Consider the following 24,191-nt stretch of genomic DNA (forward strand, 5'->3'; position numbering starts at 1 on the left):
GCGGTTCAGCCTTCGTCCGCCGCCGCGCAGCGGCAAATGAGCAGGAAAGCCTCGACCGCCGCCGCGACTGCGGCGTGGATCGCGGCGTCGTCGTCAGGCTCGGCGGCGCAGAACAGGGCTGCTTTGAAATAGCCCGCCTGGCAGAGCTGAATGAACTGGTCCGCCGCCAGCGCCGGATCTTTTACCGCGATCCGGCCGCATTTTTTATGCCCCGCGAGCCAGGCGCCAAGGCGCTCCGCGCCCGCTTTCGGCCCCGCCTCGTAAAACGCCTTGCCGATTTCCGGATATTTGCCGACCGCGCCGATCACCATGCGCATATGGGCAAGATGCTCGCCGTGACACATATTGCGCATCAGGCCAAGGCCGATCCGGGTGAGAACCGCGCGGATATCGTCGTCCCTGGGGCCGAACTGGAACAATTGCTCGGCCTGCATCGCGCGGTCCGAACGGATCAGGGCGGAAAACAGATCGTTTTTCGAAGGGAAATAAACATAGAGCGTGCCTTTGGAAACGCCGGACGCGCGGGCGATGTCGTTCATGCTGGCGCCGTCGAAGCCGTCGGCGAGGAAAACGCGGCGAGCGCCGTCCAGAATCTGGCGCATCTTGGCCTCGCCGGGCGATCTCGCCTGTAATCTGGCGGGAAGCCTGTCGAGGCCGCCGTCATCGGCGGAGGCCTTGAACTGTTCGTGGTTTTCCAACCTGCTCACGTCAGGAGCCTCTCTCGCCGTCGCGGCCGGTCCCGCACCCGCCCGACCGGTCAGGCAAGACCTTGATCTCAAGCGCGTTACGGGCCACCGCGACGATTCCCAATTATGGTTTCTTTATAGCCCGGCCAAGACGCGGGCGGAAAAAAAATATTGACCGAACGGTTCGGTTGCACATAAAATAATCATAGAAAATTCACCCTTCGCGTGTCACGATTTCGCCCGCGCCCGCACCGGCCGCGATCATTGGATCCAAGGCAATTCAAGGCATTTTTTGCACTTACCCGTTCGGGCCTCGCCGCCGCGGCAGGCCCAAAAAGCATTAACCCGAACCAGGCGTTTTTCCGGCGAGGTCTTTTATGAGCGAATCAGCCGGCCGTCCTCCCGATTCCCACCACCGTCGAGAAGACGCCGATGCGCGTGAACCCGCCGAAGCGGACGCGCCCATCGATCTTGCCCGGCTGTCGCGATTGCGAGCGAAACCAGGCCATGTCGCCGACGCAACCGTGGTGCGGCCATTCGCGGAGCCGCGCCAGAGAACCGCCGACAACCTGGCGGCGGACGCGCCGCGCACGGGAAAAGCCCGTTTCTGGCGGCTGGCGATCGTGGGACTCGCGGTTGTCGCCTGCGGGGGCGCGGCGCTCGCGCATTATATCTCCGTCGGCCGTTTCATCTATTCGACCGACGACGCCTATGTCCGCACCGATCTCGCGATCGTTTCGCCCAAGATTTCCGGCTATGTCGAGAAGGTCGAGGTGGTGGACAACCAGCATGTGAAGGTGGGCCAGGTTCTCGCCCGGATCGACGCCGGCGATTATGTCCTGGCGGTGAAAGCCGCCCGCCAGAAGGTCGCGACCCAGGACGCGACCATTGCGCGCATCCGGGCCCAGGCCGAGGCGCAGGACGCCGCGGTGGCCCAGGCCGCGGCCCAGGTTCAGGCGGCGCGCGCCGAGCGCGCGCGAGCCCAGTCCGAACTCGACCGGGTGCGTTCGCTGGCGGCCTCCGATTTCGCGTCGAAACAGCGCTACGATCAGGTCCTCGCCGATCGCGACAAGGCGGACGCCGCGTTTGCCGGCGCGGAAGCGCGTCTCGCCGGCGCCAAGGCCGATCTCGTCGTCCTGAAATCGCAAAGCGAAGAGGCCAAACGCATGCGCGAAGAGCTCGCCACCGCCCAGGCCCGCGCCGAGCGCGACCTCAGCTTCGCCGGGGTCAGGGCGCCTTTCGGCGGCACGATCGGCAATCGCGTCGTGGAGCCCGGGCAATTTGTCCAGCCCGGCGCCCGGCTGTTGGCGATCGCGCCGGACAACCATTATTACGTCGAGGCAAATTTCAAGGAGACCCAGCTCGACCGGCTCGCCCCGGGCCAGAAGGCCAAGGTCTATATCGACGCTTATGACGGCAAGGCCGTCGCCGGCGTCGTCGAGAGCATCGCGCCAGCCTCCGGTTCGGAATTCTCCCTGCTGCCGCCTGAAAACGCCACCGGCAATTTCACCAAGATCACCCAGCGCTTTCCGGTGCGGATCAGGCTGGCGCATCTTGACTCGGACCGGCTGCGCGCGGGCATGTCGGTGGTGGTGGACGTGGACACCCGCAGCGGTGGCGCCGGCGCCGCCAAATGAGCGGTTCGACGACGCCGGACGCGGACGAGCCGCAATTTTCGGCGCGCCGGTTTGCGGCCTTTCTCGTCATGGTTTTCGGGATGTTCATGGCGATCCTGGACATCCAGGTCGTCTCGGCCTCGCTCGCCACGATTCAGGCGGGGCTCTCCACCAGCGCGGACGAAGTCGCCTGGGTCCAGACCGCCTATCTCGTCGCCGAAGTGGTGATGATTCCGCTTTCGGGCTTTCTGTCGCGCGCCTTTTCGACGCGCGTCACCTTCACGGTCTCCGCCGCCGGCTTCACCTTGATGAGCCTGTTCTGTTCGCTTGCGACCAACATCAATCAGATGATCGTCTGGCGCGCGCTGCAAGGCTTCATTGGCGGCGCCATGATTCCGACCGTCTTTTCCGCCGCTTATTCGATTTTTCCACGCAACAAGACCTCGCTCGTCGCCGCGATCATCGGCTTGGTCGCCACGCTGGCGCCGACGATCGGGCCGACGGTCGGCGGCTATCTCACCGATCTGTTCTCCTGGCGCTGGCTGTTCCTGATCAATATCGGACCGGGTGTCGTCGTCGCGCTGACAGCCTGGCTTCTGATCGATTTCGACGGGCCCGACTTGCGCCTCTTGCGCAATTTCGACTGGATCGGGCTCGTCTCGATGGCTTTTTTCCTCGGCGCGCTCGAATATCTGCTTGAGGAGGGGCCGGCCAAGAACTGGTTCGACGACGGCCGGATCGTCTGGGCCGCCGCCCTCTCCTCCTCCGGCGCCCTGGTCTTCTTCTGGCGGGCCTTTGCCGCCGAAAATCCCATTGTGGACCTGAGGACCTTCGCCGACCGCAATTTCTGGACCGGATCGCTCGCCTCCTTCGTGCTCGGCATCGGGCTTTACGGACTGACCTATGTCTATCCGATCTATCTCGCCCGGGTGCGCGGCTTTTCGGCGCAGCAGATCGGCGAGACCATGTTCCTCACCGGCCTGTGCCAGTTCATCGCCGCGCCGGTCGTCGGGCGCTTGCTCACCAGGATCGACCTGCGGCTGATGATCGGCCTCGGCTTTCTCGGCTTCGCCTGGGGCGCGGCGATTTCGTCCGGAATCACCAACGACTGGGGCTACGACCAATTGATTATGCCGCAGATTCTGCGCGGCTTTTCCCTGATGTTCATGATGGTCCCGATCAATAATCTCGCGCTTGGCACGCTGGCGCCCGCCAAGCTGAAAAACGCCTCCGGCCTGTTCAATGTGACCCGCAATCTCGGCGGCGCCGTCGGGCTCGCCATCATCAACACCGCGCTCGACAAGCGCTTCGACCTCCATTTCGAGCGGCTGCGCGAAACGCTCGCCTGGGGCAATGGACGCACGCAGGAGTTCATCACCGGCCTCACCGCGCTTTACGGGCAATATGGCGACCATGCGCGGCTCGCCGCGACGCGCCAGCTTGCCGCGCTCGCGCGCCGCGAGGCGACCGTCATGGCCCTGGCCGACGTTTTCCTCGGCCTGGCCTTGCTTTTCCTGCTGATGGCGGGGCTTGCGCCCTTCATGCGGCGTCCGGCGGCCGCGCCGCCGCCCGGCGCCGGGCACCGATAAGTCGTAAGACCTATTCCTCGACCCGATCGAGATGCGCGATCTGCCGACCCAGCCGCGAAATCGCCTCGCGCAGATCGAGCAGTTCCTGTTCCGAATTGAATGCCGGGACGAGGCCATTGGGCGGCTCGCCGTTCGCGTCGGCGTCCACTCCGCCAGACAGAACAGCCGCCGCGCGCGCCGCCATCTGGCGGCGCAAATCGAGATTGGCGCTCTCCAGCTCTTCGCCGCGGCGCCGCTCGGCGGCGACCTTCGCGAGCAGACGGGTGCGCCGCGCCTCGAAATCCGCCGCGCGCCGCTCCGCCTCCCCGAGATCGGCGGCGAGCGCCTTGTTCTCGCTGGCCAGATCGTCGGCGCGAGCGGAAATTTCCTTGCGCGCCGCCTCGGAAGTCTCCAGCCGCGAGCGGACGCCCTCCAGCTCGGCGGCCGCCGTCGCCAGTTCGCCCTCCAATTGCCGGACCCTGGCGTCGAGCTTCTGACGATCCTCGGCGAGGCGGTCGAACTCGCCATGCAGTTTGGTCAGCTCCTCCTGCCGGGCTGCGAGCGACGCACGCGTCTCGTCCAGCGCGGCTTGCGTTTTTTCGCCGAATTCCAGCGACTTCGCGAGCTGCAGATTGCGGTCGTTGAGGAGCGCCGTGGTTTCGTTGAGCCTTTCAGTCGCGCGCATCACCGCGACGGCGCGGCGGCCGAGCTCGGCGGCCTCGGCGGCGCGCCCGTCGCGGGCCTCCGCCGCCCTGACCTCAAGCGAGCGGTTCTCCACGGCGAAACGGGCGCGCAAAAGATCGCGGTCGGCCTCGATCTCGTCGAAGGTCATGGGTAGGCGCTGCTCGATTTTCGCCAGGGTGAGCCGGCGCGCCCGCGCCGAAACAAGGGGGAGGAAAGCCAGGCCGATCAGGCCGCAAATGACGAAGCCCAGCGCGAAATCGACGATCTGCTCGACCACTTGTCTTGACCCGTGAAACGACCGAACGAGCTAAGGCGCCCGCAAACCGGCGCATGCTGCCATTTTTGCCGGCGCAATGTAAAGCGAGCCAGATTTCAAAACGGATTCCAGGTCGGTTGCTCGGTGAATTTCAGATAGCCGACATTCACGCCGAGCCGGGCGCCGACGCCGGTGCGGATCGGCACGATGGTGACGCCGTTGATGGTGAGCGCGGTGAGGCCGAAGCCGCCGACGAGATAGGCCGCGCCGTCCACCCCCACGAAACGCTGGTACATCGCCTCGGTCGAAGGCAGATTATAGACCAGCATCATGGTGCGGTCGCCGTCCGCGCCGTAATCGAGGCCGAGCGACGGACCCTGCCAGAACACTTTGCGGTCGCCGGCGTTGCGGGTGTACATCGTGCCCTCGCCATAGCGCAGTCCGCCGATCAGCGCGCCGCCGGCCTCCTGGCCGAGCACATAGGCGTTGGGCCGCCCCCAGCGCCGGGTCGCCGACTGGATCGCCTCGGCGAGGTCGCGTGACAGCGTGCCGAAAAAGTGATGCCCGCTCTCGATCAAATCGTTGTCGGAATAGGGAATCGGCCGCCCGTCCGCGGCCGCCGGTGAAATTTTAGCGGCGCAGGCGAGCGCCGCAAAGAGGCCGCAGGCGGCGCGGCGAGAAACCATCGTCATGGCCAGTATCCCTGTTGAGCCCCCGCGAATTTTGACGACGGAGGCTTAACCGGAGATTAACCGCCCGCCGCCGCGCGCGCAGGATAAAGCGCCGCCGCGCGCGGATCGCCCCAGGCGATGAAAGGCTCGTTGGCGAATCTTTGCGCCTCCTTGCCATAAATGATGGGCGCCCCGGCGAGATCGAGCGCCATACCGCCCGCCCGGCGCAAGACCGCGTCGCCGGCGGCGATGTCCCATTCCATGGTGCGGCCGAAGCGCGGATAGACATCGGCTTCGCCGGCCGCGACCAGACAGAATTTCATCGACGAGCCGGTCGAAACCACGTCCCTGACCGGCAGCCGCGCCAGAAAGGCGTCGGTCTCGGCGTCGCGATGGCTGCGGCTCGCGACCGCCACCGCATTCTGTTCCGGCATCGGCCGCGTACGCAAAAGCCGCCATTGCCCGCGCGGCGGAGCCTTGCTCCCCGGCGTGGCGGCAAAAGTCCAGGCCGCGCTTCCGGCGAGGAACAATTCGCCGCGCGCTGGCGCGTAAACCGCGCCGACCGCCGGCGCGCGTTCGCGGATCAGGGCGATGTTGACCGTGAAACTGTCGCGCTTCTGCAAGAATTCCTTGGTGCCGTCGAGCGCGTCCACCAGGATGAAGGGGCCGCCATCGACTTTCGGCAATGTTCCGTTCTCGCAAAGCTCCTCGGCCACCACCGGAATTTGCGGGACAAGACGGGCGAGGCCCTTGAGGATGACGTCTTCGCCCAAGACATCGGCGTCGCACACCGGGCTTGCGTCCTTTTTTGCCCGCGCCTGGGGGTCGCGCTCATAGACCCGCATGATCGCCGCGCCGGCTTCGAGCGCGAGATTTGCGAACAGCTCAGCCAAAACATCGTCATCGGCCACAACGTCGGTCATTGCGACGCCTTTCTCTCATTTCCTTTTGCGGGCTCCCTCCGGAGGCGCCCCGCCCGAATGATGTAAAGGCTCAAGCCCGCCCTTTCCAGCCGCCCGGGGGCGAAAAGGAGCCGCGGCCCTGGGGTTGACACTTGCGCGGGGACGCCGGCGCGGTCCATTATGCGTCCCGAGCAGGACGAGGCCGAACATTGAGCAAGACCGACGACGTCGCAAACTTGAGTTTCGAGGCCGCTATGCGCGAACTGGAAGACATCGTCTCGACGCTCGAAAAGGGCAATGTCGATCTCGACAAGTCCATTGCGCTCTATGAACGCGGCGAAATACTGAAGAAACATTGCGAGTCGCTGTTGAAAAGCGCCGAGGCGCGAATCGAGAAGATCGTTCAGGGCCCCGAGGGCGGCGCGGCCGGCGTCGCGCCGCTCGACGTCGACTGAGCTGGCGGAGGGAGCCATGCCGGAAACCGCCTCGGTCGAAGCCGTGGTCATTCCGCAGGCGAAGGACATCGGCGGGTTCGGCGTGCGCCGCGCCCTGCCTTCGGCTCAGCGGCGCATGGTCGGGCCCTTCGTCTTCCTCGATGAAATGGGGCCGGCCGATTTCGCCCCTGGAGCCGGCATGGACGTGCGGCCCCATCCCCATATCGGCCTCGCGACCCTGACCTACCTGCTCGATGGCGCCTTGTTCCACCGCGATTCTCTGGGCAGCGCGCAAGAGATTTCGCCCGGCGCGGTCAATCTGATGGTCGCCGGGCGCGGCATCGTCCATTCGGAACGGTCGCCGGCAGACTTTCGCGCCGCAGGCGGGCGCATGCGCGGCCTGCAATTATGGATCGGCCTGCCGCAGAAATTCGAGGAGACCGAGCCCGGCTTCGAACATCACCCGCGCGAGGCTCTGCCCATGCTCGAAGGCGACGGCTTCCGGCTGCGCCTCGCCGTCGGAACGCTGCATGGCCTGCGCGCGCCGGTCAAAACCTTTTCGACCTGTTTTTTCGCCGATATCGCGCTGGACCAGGGCGCGGTTTACGAATTCTGCGCCGGCCATGACGAGCGCGCCTTCTATCTCGTCTCCGGCGAAATCGAGATCGAGGGCGCCGACTTCGCCGCCGGCCAGCTCGTGGTGATCCGCCCGGGCGCGCGCGCGGCCTTGCGGGCGAAGGCGGCGAGCCGGCTCGCGGCGCTTGGCGGCGACGCCTTGGACGGCCCGCGCTTCCTGTGGTGGAATTTCGTTTCCTCGAATCGCGAACGCATTCGCGCCGCCCGCGCCGAATGGGAGGCCGGCCATTTCAAGCCGATCGCGGGCGACCCGGAATTCATCCCCGCGCCGGAACTGAAAGCCTTATGACAAGCAATAACAATCTTTCGGCGAAAGCGCCGGCGAAAATCAACCTCACCCTCCATATCGAAGGCCGCCGTCCCGATGGCTATCACAACCTGCAAAGCCTCGTCGCTTTCGCCGGAACCGGCGATTTCCTGACCTTCGCGCCGGGCGATGTCTTCGACCTGACGCTTGAAGGTCCCACCGCGATCGAAGCCGGCGACGGCGGCGACAATCTGGTGGCGCGGGCCGACCGGGCGCTGCGCGCCGAAAAACCCGGCCTGCGCACGGGCGCCTTCCATCTCGTCAAGCGCCTGCCGGTCTCGGCCGGAATCGGCGGCGGCTCGGCCGACGCTGCGGCGGCCCTGCGCCTGCTCGCCGCCGCCAACGGCCTCGCCCTCGACGATCCCGCGCTTTCCGCGGCGGCGCGCACGACCGGCGCGGACGTTCCCGTCTGTGTCGTGCCGCGCGCCCGGATGATGACGGGCGCGGGCGAAAAGCTCGGTCACGCGATCCGGCTCCCGCCTCTGTTCGCGGTGCTGGTCAACCCGCGCGTACCGGTCGAAACCCGCTCCGTGTTCCAAAAACTCGGCCTTAAGCCCGGCGAGAGCTTTGGTTATGGCCCGCATCCCGTAATCAATTCGAACATGGATTTCGAAAGTCTGCTGCGGGCGCTGAAAAAAGGGCGCAACGACATGGAGGACGCGGCCTGCGTCCTTGCCCCGATCGTCGGTCATGTGCTCGCGGTGCTGAGCGGCGCGCGCGGCTGCCGCCTCGCCCGCATGTCGGGATCGGGCGCGACTTGTTTCGCTCTGTTCGAAACCTGCCGTCAGGCCGGGGCGGCGGCCCGGGCCATAACGCAGGGCCATCCGGAATGGTGGGTCAAGGCGACGCTTCTGCGTTGAGTCGAGCGCGTTCAGTCCGTTCCGGGAACGATCAATTTATTGTGAACCGCGCTGAAACGTCGTCTTTTGACGTCATTCGGCTTTGGGTTATTGGCCTCAGGCTTATTCGACGGTGCCGAAGGACAGGTCGCGGCTATAGGGCGGCGCGGGCACGCCGGCGATTCGGCTGCCCTGGCTCACCGGCCCGCCGGGGAACAGTTCGTAAAGATGCTTGAGGCCGCCGCGCATGCCGAAAGGCTCCTCGAGCGCCCGGAGCAGCTTCGTCCCGGTGAGCGAATGGCCGCGCAAGCGGTAATGATTGCGCAGCAGATGAACGACTTCCCAATGTTCGGGGGTGAGTTCGATCCCCTCCTTGGCCGCGAGGTCGCGGGCAATGTCTTCCGACCACGGCGGCAGATGATGCGTGTCGCCCTGGGGGGCGGCCTGCATGGATTCGGGTATTGCGAGGCTGGCATTGGTATAAGGCATGGTGGATTTCCTCCCCGCGCTTAACTCAACGCGAAGAGACTAGGAGCGAAACCGCAAAGCCGCAAGGGCTGACGATCGAGTCGCGCCAACTGCTTCGCGCGGCCGACGACGGTCGAGGGCGTCGCGCCCATTCGGTCGATCGCCTCAATCGGATTGAAATTTGACGCCCGCGCTGTTGTTTTCCACCCATACGGCCGCACCCGTCCTGGTCTGGCCGTCATGAGACAGGGCAATTTTAGCGCTGACAGCGAGATTGGCGACGCGTTCGCAATCGTTCGAGCCGGAGCCTGCGCGGAACACGCGGGAAATCGAGCGATCCGCAAAATCGGCCGGCACGCCTCTCGAACCCGCCGTCCGACCTATCCGGCTGTCCGGACGCGCTTGGACCGCCTTTGCGACCATGTTGACGCAATCTGTTCGCTTTCGGGGCGGCGGTCGAGATGCAGAAAACGGAAGCGGGATTATTGTTCGGATCCTTTTGAGCGAATTCATCGTATGATGCTTTCACGCTCATACCGCACAATAAATGGTCAAATTACCGAACCTTCTTATCAAATTGCTGAAACCTTTCACTTGCATCGGGATGCGATTCATTATGTAACCGCAATATATATGTGCTGGCCTTTGCTGCGGATTCATGTCCGCCGCGGCGGCCCGCTTTAGTGAGGATGATATTGTGACCAGGACGCCGCCTGACGACTATCGCGCTGGGCTCCTCTCCAGCATATCGCTGATCGCCTTCCTTGCCTCCGGAGCGGCTTTTGCGCAGACGGCGGTTCCGGACGTCAATGTCAACGCGCCGCAGCAGGCCGCGCCGGCGTCCCAGACGGGCAGCGCCGCCGCCGCGCCCGCGACGACGCCGGTCGGCGCGCGCCGCGACCAGGGCGCGACGGTATATGACGTCGATCAGCCCGGCGTCGACCTCGCCACCGGCGGCGGCGGGACCAACAGCTTGCGTTCGGTCGCCAATCTCCCCGGCGTGGACGCCCCGGCGATCGACCCCTTCAGCCTCGCCAATATTCCCGGCGGGACCAAAGGCATCCGCATCCGCGGCGCGCTGTCGCAGCACGGCGATTCGCTCTCCACGGTCGACGGCATCCCCCTGTCCGGCATCGATCCCGGCGTCGGCAACACCTGGCTGATCAACAACGAAAACCTTTCCGGCGTGACCCTCTATCAGGGCCCGGTCCCGTCGAACGTCAATTCCTATTTCACCGCCAGCGGCATCGTGAACAGCAATATTCTCTGGCCGAAGGACAAAATGGGCGCCGAGCTTTCGCAAAGCTTCGGATCTTATGGTTTCCTGCGCTCGTTCGGCCGCATCGACAGCGGCTATATTCTCAACAACACCACAAAATTCTTCATTTCCGGCTCGTGGACCGACGCCAATAAATGGCGCGGCTACGGCCAGTCGCCCAATAACATGGACAATTTCGCGGCGGGCGTCGAAAGCCGTCCGACGGAAAATCTCGACGTCAAGGCTTTCGTCGGCCACACCGGTTTCGACGCCAACACCTATGCCGGCCTGACCTATGCCCAGGCGCGCGACCTCTCGCAATATCGCACCTACGACTTCTCGCCATTCCTGCAAAATCCCGCGGCCAGCCTGGTCAAATGGTACGGCTACAATACCCAGTCCTTCAATGTCTGGACAACCTTTGCCGAGATCAACTACCACATCAACGGCGACACGACCCTGACGCTGAAGCCTTATTACTTGAGCGAGAACGGCTATTACCTCGACGGAATGGCCACGGGCATGGTGCGCAAATGGATCATCGACCATGATTATTATGGCGGCGTCGCCGAGCTGAAGACCCGCTACGCCGACACCAATTTCACCGTTGGCTATTGGGGCGGCGTCGGCAACATTCCAGGGCCGCCGTCGGCGTGGCAGATGTTTGCGCCCAATACCGCCGGCGGATTGACCTTCAAGACCTGGGGCATTCTCGCCGACCAGACGACCCCGAACATCTATCAGGCCGCTTACGGCATGGCCGACCGCCGCTTCGGGGCGCTGCATGCGCAGGCCGGCTTCCGCTATTTGTGGACCACGATCCCCGGCCTCAACGAAATGAATACGGCCGCGGTCGGCTTGGTCGACTATAATACGGCGCTCGCCCTCTCCTCCGGCCCCATCTACAGCCGAAGCGTGAATTCCTTCACGGTCGGGACCGCGCTTCCCTTCCTGTCGCTCGCCTATGACGTGACCAAGGACTTCCAGCTCCGCGCGAGCGCCGGCGTCAATTCCGACGCCCCGGCCTATGACCTGTGGCCGGTCTATCAGGGGAACGCCGCCAAGTTCCTGGCCAAGGGGCTGACCGCGAACGCGCTTTGGAGCCAGATCAGGCCGCAGACGACGGATGCGGTCGATCTCGGCTTCGGCTGGAAATTCGCCACACCCTTCGGCGCAGCCTCGTTCGAGCCGACCTTCTTCTACGCCCGGAACTATAACCAGAACGTATCCTATGATCCGGGCATCGGCGTACAATACAGCCAGAACGTCGGCGAGAGCCGGACGCTCGGCGGCCAGGGCCTGGTCCGGCTCACGCCGCGCGACGATCTCTCGCTGTTCGCGGCGGTCAGCTATCAGAGCATGGTCTTCGTCTCCAACCTGCCCTATCTGCCCGGCGCCTCGACCGCGACCATCGCCAGCACGATGGTCAACGGCAAACAGATACCGGACGTGCCGCTCTGGGTCACGACGCTCGGCGGCGAATGGCGCTGGAACAGCCATCTCTCCGTCACGCCGATCCTGAATCTGGTGAGCCAGGTCTATGGCGACGTCGCCCACACCCAGCCGATCCCCGGCTATGGCACGGTCGATCTCAAGGTCACCTGGCGCCAGAAGCTGCCGGTCGGCGAGGTCGAGGCGAGCCTCATCGCGACCAATCTGTTCAATCAGGCCTATATCGGCCTGATTTCCGCCGGCTATTACCAGGCGAGTTCGGCCTCAGGCATCTATTACCCGGGCGCGCCGCGCGCGGTCATCGCCAAGCTCGACTGGAAATATTGACCTTGCGCCGTATTCCCCTCCTCGCATCCGCGGCGCTTGGCGTCGCGCTCGGCGGCCCGATCAGCGTCGTCTGGGCGCAGCAGCCGGCCCAGGATCCACGCTCGCCCGTCGCCGTCACCGCGACGCAGAAGGCTTTCATTCTGGGCCAGATGCGGCGATTCGTCGTCGCCATCCAGCAGATCGACGAAGGCCTCGCCGAAAAAGACAAGGCGAAGGCAGTCGCGGCGGCGCGCTCGCGCGGAATGAAGGCGATGCGCGCCATGACCGACAAGCCCAAGGGCCTCGAAGACGCCATGTCACCGGAATGGAAGCGGCGTGGCGTCGACACCCATATGGGTTTCGACGCCATCGCCGACGCCGTCGAGCAGAACAAATCGACCGACGAAATCCTCGGCATGCTCGGCGCGACGACGAAGAATTGCGTCGCCTGCCATCAGTCCTATCGGTTGGTGGCGCCCGATCCAACCGCGCATTGATCCGGTTCCCGCAGGATCACTTCGTCATCCGCAGAAACGCGATGGCGAAGCCCCAGGGCGCTGCGATCAACCGCCTAGATTGAAATTGATGTTGATGCTGCCGTGGAACGCGCCGCCGGGCGGCGGCGGGGCGTGGGCCCGCGCCATCATCGCGCGGACCGCTCCGTCAAGCGCCGAAGATCCCGACGACCGATAGATGGAATAGCCCGCGATGCGGCCCGAGCCGCCGACCGTGAACGTCACCCCCACCGAGCCGGTCTCGCCCCGCGCCCGCGATGAAGCCGGATAGAATTTCTGGCGATTGAGCGCCGCCGCGACGATGGCGCCGTAATTGAAACGCGCCGCGCGCACGGCCTGGCCATTGGCGACGCCGGCGCGATGGCCCTGCGACCCGCCCGGACGGCCAGCCTCTGCGCGGCGCTGTTCCTCGCGGCGGCGCCGCCGCGCCTCCTCCCGGCGCTCCCTTAATTCCCTCAGGCGCTTTTCACGCCTTTGCCGCGTCCTTTCCTCAGCCTGCGCGCGTCTTTTCGCCTCCAGCCGGCGCGCCTTCTCCTGCGCCTCCAGCTCCGCCTCGCGCGCGGGCTGAGTCTCCGCCGGCGCGGCGGCCTCGGCAGGCGCCGGGGGAGACGGCTGGGGCGGAGGAGGCGTTTCTTCCCGCGGTTCGGCTTGCGCTTCGGTTTGCGTTTGTTGAGCCGTCGCCGGATCGGCAGGGGGTTGCGGCTGAGGCTGAGGCTGCGGCTGGCTGACCGGCTCGGACGAAGCCGGACCGGCGACCTCGACCGTATCGACGAAATAATCGCCTTGCGGGATCAGGTCGACATTGAGCGGCGCGAGAACCTGGACCTGCTTGGCCACGAGGCTGAGGGCGGCGACGAGCCCCACATGCGCGACGCAGATCAGCCCCGCCATCCCAAGCCGCAGGCCGCGCGGCAGCAGATCGGATCGCCCGGCCTCGGCGGACGCGGAGGTCACGGCCGCGGCCCCAGATCGACCGGCCTGGCGGGGCCTTGTTGGTCCACGGGCCTGGCGGGGCCTTGGTCCACGGGCCTGGCGGGGCCTTGGTCCACAGGCCTGGCGGGGCCTTGGTCCCCAGGCCTGGCGGGGCCTTGGTCCACAGGCCTGGCGGGGCCTTGGTCCACAGGCCTGGCGGGGCCTGGCCGATCCGGGGCGGTCAGGATCGCCAGCCGGGTGAGGCCGTGCGACGCCAGCACGTCCATCAGTCCGACCACCGCGCCATAGCTGGCGTCGCGGTCGGCGCGCAACTGGATCGGCTGGGTCCGGTTGTCGCCGAGCCTCGCTTCGACGGCGGCGACGACCTCGTCGAGCGCATAATCCTGACCATCGAGATCGACCTTGCCGTCCTTCGTGAAGTTCAGAACGACCGGAGGCTTGGGATCGAGCTTCTGCGCCGCCTTGGCCTGCGGCAGGCTGACATGGAGCCCCGCGGCCATCATCGGCGCGGTGACCATGAAGATGATCAGCAGCACCAGCATCACGTCAACCAGCGGCGTCACGTTGATCTCGGCCTGAACCTGATAGACGCCGCTCGATTTGGACACGGAGGAGGACTGCATCAGACGGCCTCCCTTGCCGCCTGGGTCGCCTTGCGGCCGCTGACGAGGAGATCGGTGCGCTCCTGCACCAGACAATCGAGATCGGCGGAGACGTGGGAGAACAGCGCCGCCAGGCGGTTATAGCCGATGGAGGCCGGAATGGCGGCGGCGAGGCCGAAGGCGGTCGCCGCCAGCGCCTCGGCGATGCCGGGCGCGACCACGGCCAGGGACCTGTCCTTGGCCTCGGCGATCCCGGCGAAGGACGACATGATGCCCCAGACCGTTCCGAACAGGCCGACGAAAGGCGCGGTCGAGGAAATGACCGCGAGGCCCGGCAGCCCGCCTTCGGCGCGCAGGAGCAGGCCGCGCGCGGCGCGCGTCATGGACTCGCCGATGCGCCATCGGCGATCGGCGTGGGTTTCCGTCGCGACCCGGATCGCGGCTGCCTCGTCGCCGGCGCTCAGGACCGGCGCGACCAGCGGGGCGACGACGACGCCGCGCGCGTCGCCGACGGCGCGCCAAAGCCGTCGGGCGGCGATCCAGGCCTCGACGATGAGGAACCAGCACCAGATCGAAACAAGGAACAGGGCAAGCATGACGGCCTTGCCGATGATCCCCGCTTCGAGAAACAGGCCGATCGGCGAAATGCTGACAGGATTCATAGGCTAAGACCCGCTTCTAACAGCGCCGGCCACGATCGACGGCGTCACGACCCCGACATGACGAACCTGACAAAAGTCCGATGGCGGCGAAGCCTGGCGGCCCAGGCCTCTATATGTCATTCGACTACATATCTATGTGCGTTGAGGACACGCTGCAATCAAGCCTAAAATCCGTGCGAAGCGCCGCTTATGAGAGCATAACGCTCATGGAGGCTCGCAGGGTCGCCGACTTTCCCCTGTCTCGCAAGCATTGCTGGGCAGGCCCTGCCTATCGTCATGGCCGAGAAAGTCGTCACTCAGCCCAAAATCTCCAACTTCGATGTGCAAGGCGGATCGCTGCTGAAAGCTCCGACAGCGCCGTGCGCAAGCTGGATTTGACGCTGTGCTGGCGCAGTTTATGCATTGAGGAAAAGGCGCGGCCCGATCGAGCGCGCGGGTTGAATGGAGAATTGAGACAACACTCTCCTCCCAAAAGTACTTATCGAAAAGAGGCTAATTCAGATGAAAATCTCCGCTCGCAACGTACTCGAAGGCAAGATCATCGAAATCAAGGAGGGCGCCACGACCTCTCATATCGTTCTCGACGTGAAGGGCCTCCATCTTACGGCTTCGATCACCAATGAAGCGGTCGAGGAAATGGGTCTGAAAGCTGGTCAGACCGCGAGCGCCGTGATCAAGTCGTCCGACGTCATGATCGCCGTCGCGTAATAGGGAAGCGGAATATTGATCGCTCGCCGCGCCCGCATTCGCGGGCGCGATTTTACGATATAATCCATTTGCATAATGCATCGGCGGCTCTCGGCTGCGCTGTTCCGGCGCCGGCAGAAGGACAAGACACCGCGGCATGCGACAAGTTTGCAAATGGAGTTTGGCGCGCGAAAAGGCGTGGCTTTTATCGACGCCGTCCAGAACGGCGAAGCGCTCAAGACCGCGTCTAAAATCCCGCCCGCGGTCACGCCGCGCCGACCGGTTCGGCGTGGCCGACGACGCGCAGAAGGCCGGGCGTGCGCTCGCGCAAAGCGCGTTCGATTTCGTCCATGGCGTCGTGGGTCGCCGCCACGCTTAAGCCGGGATCGACGGTGGCGTGGAAATTCACCACCAGCCCGTCCTCGGTGCGGCGCGCGCGTATGTCGTGGACGCCCTGGAGCACCCCGCCCGCGATCGCCAGCTTGCGCAAGGATTCGGAAATCCCGGTGAGGGTCGCGGCGTCGGCTTCGTGGCCGGTCAGGGCGTGATCCTGCAAAGGCTCGATATGGCTTTCGACCTCGACCTCGGCGCCGAATTCCACGCGAATCTCGTTTTCCAGCGCCGTGGCGATCTCATGGGCCGCGCCTTGCGACATGGCCCCGTCGATTTCGAGGTCGAAGGCGATGCAGTCGCGGCCGTTGAGATGCTGCACGATAATATGATGAACCGCGAGCTTGCGCCGCGCGGCGATCATCATGATGCGTTCGGCGACCGTTTCCTCGTCGAGGGCGCGCGGCGAGGTGATGATGCTGGCCTGGGTCTCGGGCGAGATTTCGGAGATTTTCGCATTCACGGCGCGCTCGATCTGAATCAGGCGCTCGACCGGAAGGGTGCGCGACACGCCAATGGTGACCTCGCCCAGCACATGCGCGCCAATGCCGCGCAATTTGAGGTCCTCCACCGCGACCACGCCCGGGATTTTCACGATCGCGGCGCGCAAGCTGTCGGCCAGTCCTTCCGGCGCAGTGTCGAGCAGGGTCTCGATGGTTTCGCGCCCCAGATGATAGCCGGCGAGCGCGATGAACAACGCGACGCCCATCGCCGCGAGGGCGTCGCCCTGGTGGAAGCCGTAGGAATCGGCCACGAGGCCGACCAGAACCAGCGAGGTTCCGACCAGGTCGCTGGCGAAATGAATGGCGTCGGCGGCGAGCGCATGGCTGCCGGTTTTTTTCGCCACCGCGCGCAGGGTCAGCCAGCGGGTCACGTCCACGACGATGGAAACCCCGAGCACGGCGAAAACCGGCCAGCGCGCGTCCACGGGCTCCGGCCCCTCCCACAGCCGCCGGATCGCGGCGACCAGGACATAGCAGGCAAGGCCCGCGAGCAGGCCGGTCTCGGCCAGAGCCGAGAGCGATTCGAATTTGGCGTGGCCGTAATGGTGGCGCTCGTCGGCGGGCTTGTTGGCCTCGCGCACCGCGAAATAAGTAAGGATGGTGGCGCCCGTGTCGAGCGCGTTATGCGCCCCTTCCGAGAGTAGCGCCAGAGAGCCGGAGGCGACGCCGGCCGCGATCTTGCCGACCGTCAGCAAAAAACTGGCGATAATTGAGCTGAAGGCGACCTTTTCCTTGAGGGCGGCATCGGTCAAGGGAAGTCCTCCTGCCTTGCAGGATTGCAATAGCAGATCGTCGCGCGCCCGGGCAAGGCGGGAGCGAATTGTGCTAACAGGGAGCGAAGCGGCCGCATTTCGGAGATTCTGCCTTGGCCGCACAGGGAGCAGCGGAAATGCGCTATCTTCACAGCATGATCAGGGTCGGCGACCTCGACGCCGCCCTCGACTTCTTCGTGAACAAGCTCGGCATGGTCGAAACCCGCCGCATGGAGAACGACAAGGGGCGGTTCACTTTGGTGTTTCTCGCGGCGCCGGCCGACGCCGCCCGCGCCGCGGCCGAGGCCGCGCCCGTGGTCGAACTGACCTATAACTGGGACCCGGAGGAATATGCCGGCGGCCGCAATTTCGGCCATCTCGCCTATGAGGTCGAGGACATCTACGCCTTGTGCGACAGGCTGGCCAAGGCGGGCGTGACCATCAACCGCCCGCCGCGTGACGGCCACATGGCCTTCATCCGCACGCCGGACGGCATTTCGATCGAATTGCTGCAGCAGGGCGCCGCGTTGCCGGCGCAGGAGCCCTGGGCCAGCGCCCCGAATATCGGAACCTGGTGATGGCCGCCCGGAGCGAGGCGGAGCGCGCGGCGCGGGAGGCGATCGTCGCCGCCTGCCGCGCCATGAACGCCAAGGATTTCAATCAGGGCGCGGCAGGCAATGTCTCCGCCCGCTTCGGCCCGTCCATGCTGATCACCCCGAGCGGCGTCGATTATGACGACCTGACGCCGGACATGATCGTCGCCATGGATCTTTCCGCCGAATCTCCCGACCGCGACGAAAAGACCGGGCTCAAGGCGTCGAGCGAATGGCGCTTCCACCGCGATATTCTGCGCGCCCGCGCCGATGTCGGGGCGGTGGTCCACGCCCATGCGCCCTATGCCACGGTCCTGTCCATGCTGCGGCGGCCGATCCCGGCAAGCCACTACATGATCGCGGCCTTTGGCGGCGCCCAGATCGAATGCACGGATTACGCGCCATTCGGGACCGCGGAACTGTCGGCTCTGGCGCTCGCCGGACTCGGGCCCCGCAACGGCGTGATCCTCGGCAGTCACGGCATGATCGCGGTCGGCCCCGACCTCAAGCGCGCCCTTTGGCTGGCGGGCGAATTGGAAACCCTGGCCCGGCTCCATTATCTCGCAAGTCTCGCCGGCGCCCCGGTCGTCCTGCCGGAAAACGAGGTTCTTTCGCTGGTCGAGCGATTCGCCGCCTATGGTCCGGGCGCGAAAAAAGGTTAACAAATGCTTAAAATGCCTTCCGTTACCCTGGGTCAATCCGGGACTCTCACGGCAATGTGATTCGGTGCGCGGCCGCTTTCGTTGCTATCCTACTTTGGTTCCAAATGGCGTTTGAGTTGCTGCACGGGTTTTCCCCGAAAAACCGCGCGCGGACCCATATCCAGGATGCGAACGCAATTCCAGGATGAAAGTCGGCGCGCCTTCGAAATCGGAGACCTATATGCGAACGACCGAATTGTTCCGCACTTGCGCCAACGAACATGTCGCCGCCGCCGCCCTGGCCTGCATCGGAGGCAAGTTCGAACGGCGCGTCGCGGTCGCGGCCCGTCGCGCAGGCCTGTCCGTCGGAGCCTTCGTGGCCGGCGTCGTGGCGGATTTCGACCGCAAGGCTAGCCCCCTGCGCCGCAAAAGTCTCGAAATGGGCATGGTTCAAAGCGACATGCCAATTCTCGCCGGCCTGCGCCACGTCGTCGAAACCGCATTTGACGATTCGTGGGACGCCGCTCTCAAGTCCGCGCGGGATTTTTCCCCCGCCCCGGCTTCGGCCGGGGTTCATGAATTCACGGGCTTGCGCTGGAACGGACGCTCGCCAGGCGCGCTGCGCCCCCGCGAAGCGGCGCTGAAAAGTCTCGTCAACTGAGGCTTACCGGTTGCAGATCGGCTGCGGAGCGCTTGCACCGCAGCCGAGACCGGTTGCCTTGTTTTCGCGGCGTCCTTTGCGAAAAGCCGGCGCCAGGGATGAGAAGACGGCCTTTCGGGAGGGAAGGCCGCGGCGTCATTCTTCATTCCTGGCGCCCGCCTGTTTCCCGCAATCCGACCGCGCCGCGCCCTCGCGCCCGACACGCCTCCCGATGCGCCTTGGGAAACCAACTGGCGGCGGCGGATTTTTTCCTCTAGAACAGGCCAATGGAACCGCATGGGCGCGACGTCGTGTCCATGCGAGGGTGTGCTTGGGTTCAATTGCCGACGCAAAGCGCGGCTGCGCGGCCTGATTTTCGCCGTCAGGCGCCGTTACCACGCAACCGGCGGACGGCGCGGCGCAAAACACGCGGCTCAATGCCTTCGGGATGAACCAACGGAATTTCAACGCTCTCGTCCTAAATATCGGAGATTGCGCCGCATCCAGGCTTGGCCGCGATGAGAACTGGCCGCGATGAGAAAAGGCGCTCACGGAAAGCACAATGTTTGTTGAAACGATTAAACCCCTGATCGCGCAGCACGGCTATCTGGCGGTTTTCTGCATCGTGGCGTTGGAGAGCGCCGGCGTTCCCCTCCCCGGCGAAACGGCTTTGGTTCTGGCCGCAATGTTCGCGGGCGCGACTGGCCTGCTCGACATCAAGCTGGTCATCGCGCTGGCGGCGCTGGGCGCCATTCTCGGCGACAATGTCGGCTTTTGGGCCGGACGCCGTTTCGGCCTGCCGCTGCTGCTGAAGCACGGCGGCAGGCTCGGCCTCTCCGACGACAGGATCAAGCTCGGCCAATATCTTTTCGACAATCACGGCGCGAAAATCGTCTTTTTCGGCCGTTTCATCGCACTTTTGAGGATTTTCGCGGCTTTCCTCGCCGGCGTGAACCGCTATGGCTGGGGCCAGTTCCTCTTCTACAACGCCACCGGCGGGGTGGTCTGGGCGGCGATCTTCGGCCTCGGCGGCTATGCCTTCGGCGACGCTTTCGAGCGGGTCGCGGGACCTTTGGGCAAGATCACGCTTGTGCTCATCGTCCTCGGCGTCGCCATCGGCTGGTGGCTGATCCATACCCAGGAAAAAAAGCTGATCGCGCGCGCCGTCGCCGCTTATCCGGGGCCCTTGCGCGACGCCGAGCGGAAACGCGCGCGCCCGGCGCCGATCCGCGAACGCGCCGGCGAGTGACCGCCGGATTCGCCCCGTCGCGCGGTTCGTACGCCAATCGCATCGGCGCAGCGCCCTGCCGAAGCCCCCGAAATTGACATAAACGCCGTGCGCGAACGCCGCGCGCGCCCGAGGCGCCATCGAATCATGGCGCCGGCGCGGCGAAAGCTAGCGCCGCGCGCGGAGCGCGGCGAATGGTCGCGTTGACGCGAGTTTGAACCTCTGGCCTATCGCGCGACTGCGAATTTCAAGCTATTGAGACGGTCAGGCGCTTCATTTGACTTGAGTCAATGAAAGCTTTGACAGGGCGGGCAAAGGTCCGCCTAATGACGGGCCAGCGCGTCCGGGCGCGGACGCGACTTCATTGGGGCGAAAACATGGCGCAAACAAGTTCGATATCCACAGCGTCGCCATCCGGCGATAAGCACATGACGATCGGCGAATTGCTGGGTATCGTCCTTTCCTTCGCCGGCGCCTTCCTGGCGCTGTTCATCGCATCGAGGGCCTATACGGCCGGCTATGCGTTCCATATGTTCGTGTTCGCGCTTTCCGGCTTCGGCTCGGCCTTCCTGATCTTCAAGCGCTACACGATGCGCCCGGCCTATGTTCCCCAGGAAATCGACGGCCGGCCGAACTATAATTACGGCCCGGTAAAATTTTCCGCCATCGCCTCGGTGTTCTGGGGCATCGCGGGCTTCCTCGTCGGCCTCATCATCGCGCTCGAACTGGCCTATCCCGACCTGTCCATGGGCATTCCATGGCTCAACTTCGGCCGCCTGCGCCCGCTGCACACATCGGCGGTGATTTTCGCCTTCGGCGGCAACGTCCTTATCTCGACCTCGCTTTATGTGGTGCAGCGCACGAGTCGCGCCCGTCTCGCAGGCGTGCTGTCGCCCTGGTTCGTGGTCCTCGGCTACAACCTGTTCATCGTCATCGCCGGCACGGGCTATCTGCTCGGCATCACCCAGTCCAAGGAATATGCCGAGCCGGAATGGTACGCCGACCTGTGGCTGACGATCGTGTGGGTCACCTATCTCCTGGTCTTCCTCGCGACCCTGTGGAAGCGCAAAGAACCCCACATCTATGTCGCCAACTGGTTCACCCTGGCCTTCATCGTCACGATCGCCATGCTGCACCTCGGCAACAATCCGGCGATCCCGGTCTCGATCTTCTCGCCGAAGTCCTACATCGTCTGGTCTGGCGTGCAGGATGCGATGTTCCAATGGTGGTACGGCCATAATGCGGTGGGCTTCTTCCTGACCGCCGGCTTCCTGGCCATCATGTATTACTTCGTGCCGAAGCGCGCCGAGCGCCCGGTCTATTCCTACCGTCTCTCGATCATCCACTTCTGGGCCCTGATCTTCATGTATATCTGGGCCGGTCCGCACCATCTGCACTATACGGCTCTGCCGGATTGGGCGCAGACTTTGGGCATGACCTTCTCGATCATGCTGTGGATGCCTTCCTGGGGCGGCATGATCAACGGCCTGATGACGCTCTCGGGCGCCTGGGACAAGTTGCGCACCGACCCCGTGTTGCGCATGCTGGTCGTGTCCGTCGCCTTCTACGGCATGTCGACCTTCGAAGGTCCGCTCATGTCGATCAAGGTGGTCAACTCCCTGTCGCATTACACCGACTGGACCATCGGCCACGTTCACTCCGGCGCGCTCGGCTGGGTGGGCTTCGTTTCCTTCGGCGCCCTGTACTGCTTGATCCCCTGGGTGTTCAACCGCAGGCTCTACTCGCTCAAGCTCGTCAACTGGCACTTCTGGATCGCCACGATCGGGATCGTGCTCTACATCACCGCAATGTGGGTGTCCGGCATCCTTCAGGGCCTGATGTGGCGCGCCTATACCGCCAACGGCTTCCTTGAATATTCCTTCATCGAAACCGTCGAGGCCATGCATCCCTTCTATGTGATCCGCGCGGCGGGCGGCGGCCTGTTCCTCGTCGGCGCGCTGATCATGGCCTTCAACTTTTACAAGACCCTCACCTCGCCCGAAGAAGCGCCGGTGACGGAAACGAAACCAGCGCTCGCAGCGGCCGAGTGAGGAGATCGACTATGTCGCTTTGGAACAAACACGCGATCTTCGAAAAGAACAGCATCGTCCTGCTCGTCGGCATTCTCATTGTCGTCGCCATCGGCGGTCTGGTCGAGATCGGCCCGCTCTTCTACCTGAAGAGCACAATCGAAACGGTCAGCGGCGTGAGACCTTACACGCCGCTGGAGCTGGCCGGCCGCAACATCTATGTCCGCGAGGGCTGCTATCTCTGCCATTCGCAGATGATTCGCGCCCTGCGCGACGAGGTCGAGCGCTATGGCCATTATTCGCTGGCCGCGGAATCGAAATATGATCATCCGTTCCAGTGGGGCTCCAAGCGCACGGGGCCCGATCTCGCCCGCGTCGGCGGCAAATATTCCGACGACTGGCAGCGCGGCCATCTGAACAACCCGCGCTCGGTGGTTCCGGGTTCGGTCATGCCGCGCTACGAGTTCCTGTCCGAAACGCCGCTCGACTACACCCATATCCAGGAAGACATGAAGGTCCTGGTTGAGGAAGGCGTGCCCTATACGCCCGAGATGATCGCCAAGGCCAAGGACGACATCAAGGCTCAGTTGAGCCCCGATGATACGACGGCGCTCGCCGCACTCGACAAGCGCTATTCGAAGGCCGTCGCTCACACCAGCCTGGGTGGCCCGACGACGCCGACGGAACAGGACGCGGTGGTCGCCTATCTGCAAATGCTTGGCACCACGGTCGATTTCAAACTGTTCAACGAAAAGGCCAACTGGCGCTGAGGCCGAGGAGGCGACATGGAGCCTGACTATTTCATCGCCATTCTCGGACCACTGAAACTGTTCAGTCTTCTGTCGGTCATAGTCGCTTTCACGGGAGTCGTCGTGTTCGCGCTGTGGCCGTCGAAGAAGAAAAGCTTCGACGAGGCTGCCCGCCTGCCGCTGAACGAGGATTAAAAAATGGTTGATCACACGCATCAAGATATTGACGCGGCCACGGGCACAGCGACCACGGGCCACGAATGGGACGGCATCAAGGAACTCAACACGCCGCTCCCCAAATGGTGGCTCTACGTGCTCTACGCCACAATGGTCTGGGCGGTCGGCTACTGGTTTCTCTATCCGGCGATCCCGCTGCCCGGCGGGGCGACTCCCGGCATCCTCGGCTGGAGTTCGCGCGGCGCGGTCACCATCGATCTGAAGGAGCTTCAGGCCCAGCGCGCCCCGATGGTCGCCCAGCTCAACAAGGATTCGCTGCAGCAGATCGCCGCCGATCCGAAGCTGGCGCAATTCGCCCGCGCCTATGGCCACTCGGCCTTCGGCGTGAACTGCGCGCCCTGCCACGGCTCCAACGGTCAGGGCTCGAAGGGCTATCCCAACCTCACCGCCGACCGCTGGCTGTGGGGCGGGACGCTCGATGAGATCAGCGCCACGATCACCCATGGCGCGCGCTATGGCGATCCCGACGGCCACCAGGGCGACATGCCAGCCTGGGGCGCCTCGGGCATTCTGAACAAGCAGCAGATCGACGACGTCGCCAATTACGTCTATTCGTTGTCGCACAAGACGACGGCGGACGTCTCGGCCGGCAAGAAAGTCTTCATGGACAATTGCACGCCCTGCCACGGCGAGAACGCCAAGGGCAATATCCAGATGGGCGCGCCGAACCTGACGACCAAGATCTGGCTCTATGGCGGCGACAAGGCCGACCTCATCCAGACCATCACCAATGGTCGCGGCGGCCATATGCCGGCCTGGGGCTCCAAGCTCGATCCGGCGACCATCAAGGCCCTGACGGTTTACGTCCACTCGCTGGGCGGCGGCCAATAATCCTCCGCCGGGCGCGGCGCGCCGCAAGGCCGCCCGCGCCCGGCGTCAGCGAACGCTATGACAGGTTCCGATCCGGATTTCGCCGACTCCGGCGCAACCGGCGGCCTGCGACAAA

At 64.6% G+C, this 24,191-nt stretch carries 26 protein-coding genes; 16 read left to right on the forward strand and 10 right to left on the reverse strand.

Annotation, left to right across the window (positions count from 1 at the left end):
• Window positions 1-5: 5 nt before the first annotated feature.
• Window positions 6-707, reverse strand: coding sequence for a TetR/AcrR family transcriptional regulator (locus K2U94_RS18080; RefSeq protein ID WP_243068546.1), 702 nt, complete (start codon window positions 705-707; stop codon window positions 6-8).
• 356 nt (window positions 708-1,063) lie between these two features.
• On the opposite strand from K2U94_RS18080, the gene K2U94_RS18085 reads away from it, so the two are divergent.
• Window positions 1,064-2,323, forward strand: coding sequence for an HlyD family secretion protein (locus K2U94_RS18085; RefSeq protein ID WP_243068547.1), 1,260 nt, complete (start codon window positions 1,064-1,066; stop codon window positions 2,321-2,323).
• The gene (locus tag K2U94_RS18090; RefSeq protein WP_243068548.1) at window positions 2,320-3,891 is read left to right on the forward strand and encodes a DHA2 family efflux MFS transporter permease subunit; all 1,572 of its coding nucleotides are present in this window, start codon (window positions 2,320-2,322) and stop codon (window positions 3,889-3,891) included. The genes K2U94_RS18085 and K2U94_RS18090 overlap by 4 nt, the downstream gene beginning before the upstream one ends.
• Window positions 3,892-3,901: 10 nt before the next feature.
• Here the strand turns inward: K2U94_RS18090 and K2U94_RS18095 are convergent, their stop codons facing one another.
• The 3 genes from K2U94_RS18095 to cysQ all read right to left on the reverse strand — a co-directional run bounded on the left by K2U94_RS18095 (window position 3,902) and on the right by cysQ (window position 6,404).
• Entirely contained in the window at window positions 3,902-4,831 is a 930-nt protein-coding gene (locus K2U94_RS18095; RefSeq protein ID WP_243068549.1) for a coiled-coil domain-containing protein, read from the reverse strand.
• A 95-nt stretch (window positions 4,832-4,926) separates the two neighbouring features.
• Entirely contained in the window at window positions 4,927-5,496 is a 570-nt protein-coding gene (locus K2U94_RS18100) for a DUF1134 domain-containing protein (RefSeq protein WP_425332557.1), read from the reverse strand.
• A 62-nt stretch (window positions 5,497-5,558) separates the two neighbouring features.
• Window positions 5,559-6,404, reverse strand: coding sequence for a 3'(2'),5'-bisphosphate nucleotidase CysQ (gene cysQ, locus K2U94_RS18105; RefSeq protein ID WP_243068551.1), 846 nt, complete (start codon window positions 6,402-6,404; stop codon window positions 5,559-5,561).
• Window positions 6,405-6,592: 188 nt separating this feature from the next.
• On the opposite strand from cysQ, the gene K2U94_RS18110 reads away from it, so the two are divergent.
• The 3 genes from K2U94_RS18110 to K2U94_RS18120 are packed head-to-tail and all read left to right on the forward strand — an operon-like array spanning window position 6,593 to window position 8,620.
• Window positions 6,593-6,838: an exodeoxyribonuclease VII small subunit gene (locus K2U94_RS18110; protein WP_272884883.1), complete on the forward strand. Its 246-nt coding sequence runs from the start codon at window positions 6,593-6,595 to the stop codon at window positions 6,836-6,838.
• A 16-nt stretch (window positions 6,839-6,854) separates the two neighbouring features.
• Entirely contained in the window at window positions 6,855-7,742 is an 888-nt protein-coding gene (locus tag K2U94_RS18115) for a pirin family protein (RefSeq protein WP_243068552.1), read from the forward strand.
• Window positions 7,739-8,620: a 4-(cytidine 5'-diphospho)-2-C-methyl-D-erythritol kinase gene (locus K2U94_RS18120; protein WP_243068553.1), complete on the forward strand. Its 882-nt coding sequence runs from the start codon at window positions 7,739-7,741 to the stop codon at window positions 8,618-8,620. Before K2U94_RS18115 ends, K2U94_RS18120 begins: the two co-directional genes overlap by 4 nt.
• A 102-nt stretch (window positions 8,621-8,722) precedes the next feature.
• On the opposite strand, the gene K2U94_RS18125 is transcribed toward K2U94_RS18120, so the two are convergent.
• Together K2U94_RS18125 and K2U94_RS18130 are read right to left on the reverse strand one after the other, a co-directional pair.
• Window positions 8,723-9,088, reverse strand: coding sequence for a TusE/DsrC/DsvC family sulfur relay protein (locus K2U94_RS18125; RefSeq protein WP_243068554.1), 366 nt, complete (start codon window positions 9,086-9,088; stop codon window positions 8,723-8,725).
• A 144-nt stretch (window positions 9,089-9,232) separates the two neighbouring features.
• The gene (locus K2U94_RS18130; RefSeq protein WP_243068555.1) at window positions 9,233-9,424 is read right to left on the reverse strand and encodes a hypothetical protein; all 192 of its coding nucleotides are present in this window, start codon (window positions 9,422-9,424) and stop codon (window positions 9,233-9,235) included.
• 340 nt (window positions 9,425-9,764) lie between these two features.
• Here K2U94_RS18130 and K2U94_RS18135 point away from each other — a divergent pair, with 340 nt between their 5' ends.
• A complete protein-coding gene (locus K2U94_RS18135) occupies window positions 9,765-12,104 on the forward strand; it encodes a TonB-dependent receptor (protein ID WP_243068556.1) in 2,340 nt (779 codons plus the stop codon).
• Between the two features lie 2 nt (window positions 12,105-12,106).
• Window positions 12,107-12,580, forward strand: coding sequence for a hypothetical protein (locus K2U94_RS18140; protein WP_243068557.1), 474 nt, complete (start codon window positions 12,107-12,109; stop codon window positions 12,578-12,580).
• A 66-nt stretch (window positions 12,581-12,646) separates the two neighbouring features.
• Here K2U94_RS18140 and K2U94_RS18145 read toward each other — a convergent pair whose 3' ends face one another.
• Genes K2U94_RS18145 through K2U94_RS18155 form a run of 3 tightly spaced genes read right to left on the reverse strand, consistent with a single transcriptional unit; the run spans window position 12,647 to window position 14,795 of the window.
• Entirely contained in the window at window positions 12,647-13,552 is a 906-nt protein-coding gene (locus K2U94_RS18145) for a TonB family protein (RefSeq protein WP_243068558.1), read from the reverse strand.
• A complete protein-coding gene (locus tag K2U94_RS18150) occupies window positions 13,549-14,154 on the reverse strand; it encodes an ExbD/TolR family protein (protein WP_243068559.1) in 606 nt (201 codons plus the stop codon). Before K2U94_RS18150 ends, K2U94_RS18145 begins: the two co-directional genes overlap by 4 nt.
• The gene (locus K2U94_RS18155) at window positions 14,154-14,795 is read right to left on the reverse strand and encodes a MotA/TolQ/ExbB proton channel family protein (protein ID WP_243068560.1); all 642 of its coding nucleotides are present in this window, start codon (window positions 14,793-14,795) and stop codon (window positions 14,154-14,156) included. The genes K2U94_RS18150 and K2U94_RS18155 overlap by 1 nt, the downstream gene beginning before the upstream one ends.
• 501 nt (window positions 14,796-15,296) lie before the next feature.
• Between K2U94_RS18155 and K2U94_RS18160 the strand changes: the two genes are divergently transcribed.
• Window positions 15,297-15,503, forward strand: coding sequence for a TOBE domain-containing protein (locus K2U94_RS18160; RefSeq protein WP_243068561.1), 207 nt, complete (start codon window positions 15,297-15,299; stop codon window positions 15,501-15,503).
• 244 nt (window positions 15,504-15,747) lie between these two features.
• Here K2U94_RS18160 and K2U94_RS18165 read toward each other — a convergent pair whose 3' ends face one another.
• Window positions 15,748-17,127: a cation diffusion facilitator family transporter gene (locus K2U94_RS18165; RefSeq protein ID WP_243068562.1), complete on the reverse strand. Its 1,380-nt coding sequence runs from the start codon at window positions 17,125-17,127 to the stop codon at window positions 15,748-15,750.
• Between the two features lie 137 nt (window positions 17,128-17,264).
• On the opposite strand from K2U94_RS18165, the gene K2U94_RS18170 reads away from it, so the two are divergent.
• The 8 genes from K2U94_RS18170 (at window position 17,265) to ccoP (ending at window position 24,076) form a co-directional block, all read left to right on the forward strand.
• Complete coding sequence (locus K2U94_RS18170; protein WP_243068563.1) at window positions 17,265-17,705, forward strand: VOC family protein; 441 nt, start codon at window positions 17,265-17,267, stop codon at window positions 17,703-17,705.
• Window positions 17,705-18,382 (forward strand): class II aldolase/adducin family protein, encoded by a 678-nt coding sequence (locus K2U94_RS18175; RefSeq protein WP_243068564.1) that lies wholly within the window; start codon window positions 17,705-17,707, stop codon window positions 18,380-18,382. The genes K2U94_RS18170 and K2U94_RS18175 overlap by 1 nt, the downstream gene beginning before the upstream one ends.
• A gap of 220 nt (window positions 18,383-18,602) precedes the next feature.
• Window positions 18,603-19,022 (forward strand): hypothetical protein, encoded by a 420-nt coding sequence (locus K2U94_RS18180; protein WP_243068565.1) that lies wholly within the window; start codon window positions 18,603-18,605, stop codon window positions 19,020-19,022.
• Between the two features lie 541 nt (window positions 19,023-19,563).
• A complete protein-coding gene (locus tag K2U94_RS18185; RefSeq protein WP_243068566.1) occupies window positions 19,564-20,250 on the forward strand; it encodes a DedA family protein in 687 nt (228 codons plus the stop codon).
• A 407-nt stretch (window positions 20,251-20,657) separates the two neighbouring features.
• On the forward strand, window positions 20,658-22,280 hold the full coding sequence (gene ccoN / locus K2U94_RS18190; RefSeq protein ID WP_243068567.1) for a cytochrome-c oxidase, cbb3-type subunit I: 1,623 nt from the start codon (window positions 20,658-20,660) through the stop codon (window positions 22,278-22,280).
• Between the two features lie 11 nt (window positions 22,281-22,291).
• A complete protein-coding gene (gene ccoO / locus K2U94_RS18195; RefSeq protein ID WP_243068568.1) occupies window positions 22,292-23,029 on the forward strand; it encodes a cytochrome-c oxidase, cbb3-type subunit II in 738 nt (245 codons plus the stop codon).
• Between the two features lie 15 nt (window positions 23,030-23,044).
• The gene (locus K2U94_RS18200) at window positions 23,045-23,203 is read left to right on the forward strand and encodes a cbb3-type cytochrome c oxidase subunit 3 (RefSeq protein ID WP_243068569.1); all 159 of its coding nucleotides are present in this window, start codon (window positions 23,045-23,047) and stop codon (window positions 23,201-23,203) included.
• A 3-nt stretch (window positions 23,204-23,206) separates the two neighbouring features.
• Window positions 23,207-24,076: a cytochrome-c oxidase, cbb3-type subunit III gene (gene ccoP / locus K2U94_RS18205; RefSeq protein ID WP_243068570.1), complete on the forward strand. Its 870-nt coding sequence runs from the start codon at window positions 23,207-23,209 to the stop codon at window positions 24,074-24,076.
• Window positions 24,077-24,191: the final 115 nt, after the last annotated feature.

This window comes from Candidatus Rhodoblastus alkanivorans, assembly GCF_022760755.1.
GTDB lineage: Bacteria > Pseudomonadota > Alphaproteobacteria > Rhizobiales > Beijerinckiaceae > Rhodoblastus > Rhodoblastus alkanivorans.